Source organism: Streptomyces adelaidensis (assembly GCF_016598475.1).
GTDB classification, from domain to species: domain Bacteria; phylum Actinomycetota; class Actinomycetes; order Streptomycetales; family Streptomycetaceae; genus Streptomyces; species Streptomyces adelaidensis.
This window is the reverse complement of record NZ_JAEMUX010000063.1, coordinates 44,617-51,499: the sequence shown is the minus strand read 5'-3', so window position 1 is coordinate 51,499 and position 6,883 is coordinate 44,617. Positions and strand designations below refer to the sequence as shown.

General features: G+C 67.6%; 6 protein-coding genes. 2 read left to right on the top strand and 4 right to left on the bottom strand.

The window, feature by feature from the left end; all coding sequences use genetic code 11:
* Positions 1–177 precede the first annotated feature (177 nt).
* The 3 genes from I8N67_RS29465 to I8N67_RS29455 are packed head-to-tail and all read right to left on the bottom strand — an operon-like array spanning position 178 to position 3,373.
* Complete coding sequence (locus I8N67_RS29465; RefSeq protein WP_200307262.1) at positions 178–1,011, bottom strand: carbohydrate ABC transporter permease; 834 nt, start codon at positions 1,009–1,011, stop codon at positions 178–180.
* Positions 1,008–2,063 (bottom strand): carbohydrate ABC transporter permease, encoded by a 1,056-nt coding sequence (locus I8N67_RS43080; protein WP_307835406.1) that lies wholly within the window; start codon positions 2,061–2,063, stop codon positions 1,008–1,010. Before I8N67_RS43080 ends, I8N67_RS29465 begins: the two co-directional genes overlap by 4 nt.
* 11 nt (positions 2,064–2,074) lie before the next feature.
* Complete coding sequence (locus tag I8N67_RS29455) at positions 2,075–3,373, bottom strand: ABC transporter substrate-binding protein (RefSeq protein WP_200307261.1); 1,299 nt, start codon at positions 3,371–3,373, stop codon at positions 2,075–2,077.
* Between the two features lie 368 nt (positions 3,374–3,741).
* Between I8N67_RS29455 and I8N67_RS29450 the strand changes: the two genes are divergently transcribed.
* On the top strand, positions 3,742–4,821 hold the full coding sequence (locus tag I8N67_RS29450) for a LacI family DNA-binding transcriptional regulator (RefSeq protein ID WP_307835405.1): 1,080 nt from the start codon (positions 3,742–3,744) through the stop codon (positions 4,819–4,821).
* A 364-nt stretch (positions 4,822–5,185) separates the two neighbouring features.
* Here the strand turns inward: I8N67_RS29450 and I8N67_RS43075 are convergent, their stop codons facing one another.
* Positions 5,186–5,449, bottom strand: a complete 264-nt coding sequence (locus I8N67_RS43075; RefSeq protein WP_234046487.1) for a zinc-binding dehydrogenase — start codon at positions 5,447–5,449, stop codon at positions 5,186–5,188.
* Between I8N67_RS43075 and I8N67_RS29445 the strand changes: the two genes are divergently transcribed.
* A complete protein-coding gene (locus tag I8N67_RS29445) occupies positions 5,394–6,743 on the top strand; it encodes an APC family permease (RefSeq protein ID WP_307835404.1) in 1,350 nt (449 codons plus the stop codon). The genes I8N67_RS43075 and I8N67_RS29445 overlap by 56 nt on opposite strands.
* Positions 6,744–6,883 lie beyond the last annotated feature (140 nt).

The window sequence follows — 6,883 nt, the reverse complement described above, 5'->3', positions numbered from 1 at the left end:
GAGCCGGGAGCGCAGGCCGGCGATGTCGCCGACGCCGTCACCGTCGCCGTCGGCGAAGCTGCGGATGTAGACCTGGTAGATGACGGCGCTGCGCCACCAGGGCGAGGACGTGGTGGAGGACATGGTGCGAGGGGGTCCTTTTGAGAGTGGGGGAAGGCACGGTGCGGCGGTCAGGAGTTACTTGGCCGCGCCCGCGGTGAGTCCGGCGACGATGCGGCGCTGGAAGAGGAGCACCATGATCACCAGGGGGACGGTGACCAGGACGCCCGCGGCCATCTGGCTGCCGAACGGGATGTCGAACTGGGTGGCGCCGGTGAACTTGGAGATGGCGACCGGCGCGGTCTGGATACTGGGCCGGTTCGTCATCGACAGGGCGATGAGGAACTCGTTCCAGGCAGCGATGAAGCAGATGATCGCCGTGGTGAAGATGCCCGGCGCGGCGAGCGGAATGATGACCTTGCGGAACGCCTGACCCTGCGTGCAGCCGTCGATCATCGCGGCCTCTTCGAGCTCGTCGGGCATCTGTTTGAAGAACGTGGTCAGGTTCCACACCGCGAGCGGCAGCACGAACGACATGCTCGGCACGATCATCGCCTGGTAGGTGTTGATCCAGCCGATGTCGGTGAACAGCTTCAGCAGCGGGACCACGATCGAGACGACCGGGAACATCGAGGTGGCGATGATCAGGGTGAGGATCAGCCGCTTGAACCGGAAGTGCAGTCGGGCCATCGCGTAGGCGGTGAACGTGGCCAGCAGCAGCGCCAGCACGGTGGTGGTGCCGGAGACGATCAGGCTGTTGAGCAGGGCGCGGCCGAAGCCCTGGGAGGGGCTGAAGACCGCCCGGTAGTTCTCGAACGACACCGAGGTGGGCAGGAGCGAGGTGTCGAAGATGTCGGAGCTGCGGCGCAGGCTGGAGACCAGCATCCAGTAGAAGGGGGCCAGACAGTAGGCCACCACCGCGGCAACTCCCAGGTGGAGCAGCCAGGTTCGCCATTTCGCGGTCGACGTCATGCTGTCGGCACCTCCGCACTGTTCCGAATCGAGCCGCGCCGGAGTCTGCTCTTGCCCTTGGTCCTGGCCGGACCGCCCACGTCGCCGACAAGGTCCGCACCCAGCAGCCGGACGAAGCCGAGCGCGATGAGGAAGACGTAGACGAACAGGAGCACCGCGTAGGCGGCGGCCGGTCCGAAGCGGACGTTGGACGCCTCGTTCTGGGCGAGCATGGACAGGGTTTCCACGGAGTTCTTCTGGGCGCCGATGAGGAGGTAGGGCAGGTCGAACATCCGCAGCGCGTCGAGGCAGCGGAAGAGGACCGCGACCAGCAGGGCGGGCTTGACCAGGGGCAGGGTGATCCGCCAGAACTGGGCGAGTGGGCCGGCCCCGTCGAGGCGGGCCGCCTCGTAGACCTCCTTCGGGATGACCTGCAGTCCGGCCAGGACCAGCAGTCCGATGAAGGGGGAGGTCTTCCACACCTCGGCGATGATGACGGCGACCTTGGCGTGGAAGCCCTCGGTGGTCCACAGGACCTGGTGGCCGATCAGGGCGTTGGCGATGCCGTCACTGTTGAAGATCCACCGCCACAGCAGGCCGGAGATGGCCGTGGGTACGGCCCAGGGGATGAGGATGCTGGCGCGGATCAGGGCCCGGCCGCTGAAGGCCCTGTGCATGATCAGCGCCATCGCGACACCGATCAGGGTCTCCAGACCGACCGTGGTGACAGTGAAGAAAGTCGTGTTCCAAAACGCGTTCCAGAACCGGTCGCCGGCGTCGCCGAAGATGTCGGCGTAGTTCTGCAGACCGACGAACGGCTCGGTGTCGCTGATGAAGCCGGTCTGCGGGTCCAGTCCCTTGGTCCCGTACAGCGACTCCTTCAACGCCATGAGCGTGGGGTAGAGGACGACGACGGTGAGCACCAGGAGGGTCGGCGACACCAGCAGTGCCGCCGTCCGCCCCGAAGCCGCGGTCGCCCAGGTCCGCTTGCTCCCCTTCACCGGCGCGGGACTCTTCCCGGTATGGCTGCCGGTCCGGTCTGCGGCGCCGGGTGGGATCTTGGTGTCGACCACGGCTTTTCTCCTCACTGAGCCGCGGACTTCTGCAGCTCGTCCTGCAGGTCCTTCAGCGCCTGCGCACTGGACTTGTCGCCGTTCAGAGCCGCGTACGCTTCCTGCTGGATCGCGGAGGACGCGTCACCGTACTGGACCACCCTCGGGCGCGGTACGGCGTTGAGGATCGACTTCTTCAGCACCGGCAGGTAGGGGTACTGCTTGACCAGAGCCTGGTCGTCGTAGAGGGCCTCGTACGGCGGGGCCATGGAAGCGTCCTTGAGGAACGTGGTCGCGGTGTCCTGGCTGGTGAAGAACTTCATGAAGTCCAGTGCGGTGGCCTTGTTCTCGGCGAACGAGGACAGGGCCACGTTGTGGCCGCCCAGGCTGGAGGAGCCGGCCCCGGTCAGGCCGGGCAGCGGCGCGACCTCGAACTTGCCCGCGACCTTGCTCTTCTCGGCCAGCGAGTACACGTACGGCCAGTTGCGCAGGAAGACCAGCTTGCCGGACTGGAACGCCTGGCGGCCCTCCTCCTCCTGGTAGGTGATGGCCTCCTTCGGGATCGTGCCGTCCTTGAAGGAGTCGACGAGGAAGTCCAGGCCCTTCTTCGCCTCGGGTGTGTCCACGTTCGGCTTGCCGTCGGCGTCGGTGATGACACCCCCTGCGGAGTTCACGGCCTCGGCGAAGTTGACGGTGAGGCCCTCGTACTTCTGGAACTGGCCGGCGTAGCAGTCCATGCCCTTGGCCTCAGGCAGCTTCTCGACCTTGGCACAGGCGGCCTTCATCTCCGCCCACGTCGTCGGCGTGGCAGCGACGCCCGCCTTCTTCAGCAGGTCGGAGCGGTAATACAGCACGCCGCCGTCGGAGGACTGCGGCACCGCGTACAGGTTGTCGCGGTACTGGCCCGTCTGCACCGTCGGCTTGAGCATCTTGTCCAGCGGGAACTGTGCGGCGGGCAGCTGGTCGATCCACTGGTGGGCGGCGAACTCCGAGGTCCACACGACGTCCAGGGAGAGCACTGTGTAGGCGTCGGACTTCGTCTCGGCGTTCTGGATCATCTGCTGGCGCTGCTGGTTCACGTCCGCCGGCAGCTGGACGAAGGTGACCTTCTCCTTGGGATGCTGCTCGTTCCAGCTGTCGATGACCTTCTGGACGACGCCGGAGCTGTCCTTGGCGGCCGCGTACGTGATCGGGCCGCGGCCCGAGAACGACGGGCTCTTCGACGCCCCCGACGAACTGCTGTCATCGGAGGAGCCGCAGGCGGTGAGGACGAGCCCGGCGGCGACGAGCACGGCCGAGCACTGAAGGACTCTGCTGGTTCTGGCGTTCACTGTCTCTCCTGGACGTGCGGAACCGAAGTCTCGGCGGGGGCGCCCTGTAGGGAGTAGCTACCGAGATGACTCTGGGATGTCTCCGTTACGAGACTGTGCTGTCACGGCGTTGTGTGGAACGAAAGCGCAGGTCAAGGCAGCCTATGTATGACTTACGGCGACAGCTTGGCCTCCAATGAGACAACGCTTGCACCGTAGGAGTGCACCTGACGGAAGTCAATGCGTAACGTCGCGGTAGCGCAGATGATTTAGACGACTCATACCGCCCACTGGCTGGATGTAACGGGCATTCTGCCCGCAGGGCTGCGGCGTGACAGCGCTGTCACGAAGACTCCCGTCGAGGGCTCGAACTGTGCTAACTTCCGCTCATGTCACCAGCTCAGCGGCACCCCACCTTGGCCGACGTCGCCGAACGGGCCGGGGTCTCTCCCTCCACCGTCTCGCGCACGATGCGCGGCCTGACATCGGTCTCACCCGAGGTCCGTGCCCGGGTGGAGCGAGCGGCCCATGAGCTGAACTTCGCGATCTCGCGACAAGCGTCGAGCCTGGTCACCGGCCGGACCGGTGTCATGGCGGTGCTCGTGCCCACGCTCGACTCGTGGTTCATGGGAGCAGCGCTGTCCAGCCTGGGCCCGCTGCTGCGCCGGGCCGGCATGGAGCTGACCGTGTACGTGGTCCCGGACCTGGACGAACGGGCCGCGTTCTTCGAACGCCTGCCGGCCCGCCGTAACGCGGACGCGCTGCTGGTGTTCTGCTTCGACCTCACCGGCGAGGAGACCACCCGGCTGGACGACCTCGGCATGCCGGTCATCTACATCAGCCAGCACGTCGAAGGCCGTCCCAGCGTCTACGTCGACGACGTCGCCGGCGCCTGCAAGGCCACCCGCCACCTGATCAACCTCGGACACCGCCGGATCGCCTTCGCCCATACCACCAACGCCCGCGGCTTCAGCTTCAGCTCACGCGAGCGCCTCCTCGGCTACCAGCAGGCGCTCACCGAGGCGGGCATCCCGCTGGACGACGACCTGATCGTCACCACCCCGCCCCGCGACAAACGCGGCACCACCCAAGCGGTCGGCAGCCTGTTGAGCCTGCGCGAACCCCCCACCGCGATCTTCGCCGAACAGGACGAACTCGCCGCCTCCCTCATGCTGAGCCTGCGCACCGTACAGATCGAGGTGCCCGAACGGATCTCCGTCCTCGGCTTCGACGACCAGTTGATGGCCGAATGGCTCGACCTGTCCACGGTGGCGCAGTCACCCGCGGACATGGGCCAAGCCGCGGCCGAACTGGCCCTGGAACTCATCAACGACGCCGAGGCGAACCGCGAACAGCACATCGTCCTGCCCACACACCTGATACTGCGGGGGACCACTGCCCCACCGCAGAGCCCTCAGGGAGAGCAGGAGATCAGCGGGCAGCCGAACGGAAACGCTCGCCACATCTGAACCGGCCAACTATCCCGCAACAAACGGAATGCCGCCCCACGTCGCCCAACTCGACTGCGGGCTCACGGGAACACCGGCTCTCACGGGGGTGCGGCGTGACACGGAATCTCGTACCACCGCAGGGCACCCCGGCCGATGCCGAACCGGGTGGCGGCGCGCCCGCCGAGGTGGTGCCGCCTCCGCTTTTGGCGGAGATCCTCTAGGGGAACACACCGACTGGCCGACACGAAGATCGCCGACAAGGTCATCGTGCTGGACCACGGCCGGATCATCCACAGGGCACGTACGGCGAACTCGCCACCGCCGACGGCACGTTCAGCGAACTGCTCGCCCTCTCCCACGGCCGCTGACCGGTAGCCGTACCTCACCGCACACTCAGCACGATCTTCCCGCGAGCGCGGCCCGTGGCACTCAGCGCGTGTGCCTCGGCGCCGCGCTCCAGGGGAAGGACCTCGTGCAGGGGCACGGTGAACCGGCCCTCGGTGGCGAGTCCGGCGGCCGTGGCCAGACCGGTGTACCCCGGGCTTCTCGGAGCCGCCGGGGCCGCTGTGGGAGAGTCGTACGCCGTGCTCGTGTGCGGTGAAGTCGGCGATCGAGACGACCCGCTTCGGGTCACCGCCGTCGTCATAGGCAACGGGGCCGGCGCCCCCGCCGCGTATCTCGCGGCCGGCCTCGTGGTCCTCCTCTTCTCCATCGGCTTCGTGGCCATGGGCCGCCACGTCGTCGACGCCGGCGCCTTCTACACGTACATCGGCAAGGGCCTGGGCCGCTCGACCGGCTCCGGCAGCGCCGCCGTCGCCCTCTTCGCCTACTGCTCGATCCAGGCCGCCATGTACGGGCTCTACGGCGCGACCGTGAGCGGCCTGGTCGAGCACTACGCCGACGTACACATCGCGTGGTGGGTGTGGACCCTGCTCACCATGGTGGCCGTCCAGGTCCTCGGCGCCGCCGGGATCGAGATGGGCGCCAAGCTCCTGGCCGTGTTCGTCCTGGCGGAGTTCAGCATCCTGATCGCCTTCGCCCTCGTGACCTTCTTCAAGGGCGGCGGCCCCGAGGGGCTCGGCTTCGCCGACAGCTTCTCGCCGGGCGCGGCCCTCCAGGGCGCGCCGGGGGTGGCCCTGATGTTCGCCGTGGCGTCGATGTTCGGCTTCGAGGCGACCGCCATCTACGGCGAGGAGGCACGGGAGCCCAGGAGGACCGTCCCGCGCGCCACCTATCTGTCGGTCGCGGTGGTCACCTGCTTCTTCGCCTTCACCTCGTGGATGCTGGTCTCCGCGCACGGTGCCTCCAGGGCGACCGAGGAGGCGGGCAAGGCGCTGGAGAGCGGCGACGCCACGTCCTGGGTGTTCGCCCCCATAGCGGCGCAGTTCGGCGCGTGGACCGGTGACGTGCTGCCCGTCCTGCTGGCCACCTCACTGTTCGCGGGCATCCTGGCGTTCCACAACTCCGCCAACCGATACCTGTTCTCCCTGGGCCGTGAAGGGCTGCTGCCGCACGGGCTGACCGTGCTCAACCGGCGGCACTCCCCCTGGGTGGCCGGCATCGCCCAGACGGTGATCGCGGTGGGCCCTGGTGATGCCGTTCGCGCTCCTGGCAAGGACCCGGTGCTGACGCTCTTCTCCTGGTTCAGCGGGGTCGCCGTCCTCGGAATCATGCTCCTCTACTTCCTGACCTCCGTCTCCGTGGTCGTCTTCTTCCGCCGATCGCGTGCGGACACCCGGCCCTGGAACACGCTGATCGCACCGGTGGTGGGCGCGCTCGGCATCGCCGGGGCGATCTGGCTGATCATCAAGAACTTCGCCACGCTCATCGGCGGCGACGAGACCACCGCCGTATGGCTCCAGCTCACCGTTCCGGCCGTGCTGATCCTCGGGCTCGTCGTGGCGCGGCTGACCCGGCGCGGGCCCACGGCCACGGGCTGACCCCGGCGGCCCGCACTCGGGGCCGGTGGCGGCAGCACTCCCCGGATGCAGCCACCGGCCCCGGTTCGCGGGCCCCTCTCGCCGCCATGGATCCGAACCGTCGAGAACCCTTCGAGAACCCATCAAGAACAAGGAGAGCT

Excerpts from the sequence above, each read along its gene's own strand:
- I8N67_RS29465 (WP_200307262.1), bottom strand. The coding sequence starts at position 1,011 with ATGACGTCGACCGCGAAATGGCGAACCTGGCTGCTCCACCTGGGAGTT.
- I8N67_RS29450 (WP_307835405.1), top strand. The coding sequence starts at position 3,742 with ATGTCACCAGCTCAGCGGCACCCCACCTTGGCCGACGTCGCCGAACGG.
- I8N67_RS43075 (WP_234046487.1), bottom strand. The coding sequence starts at position 5,449 with ATGACGACGGCGGTGACCCGAAGCGGGTCGTCTCGATCGCCGACTTCA.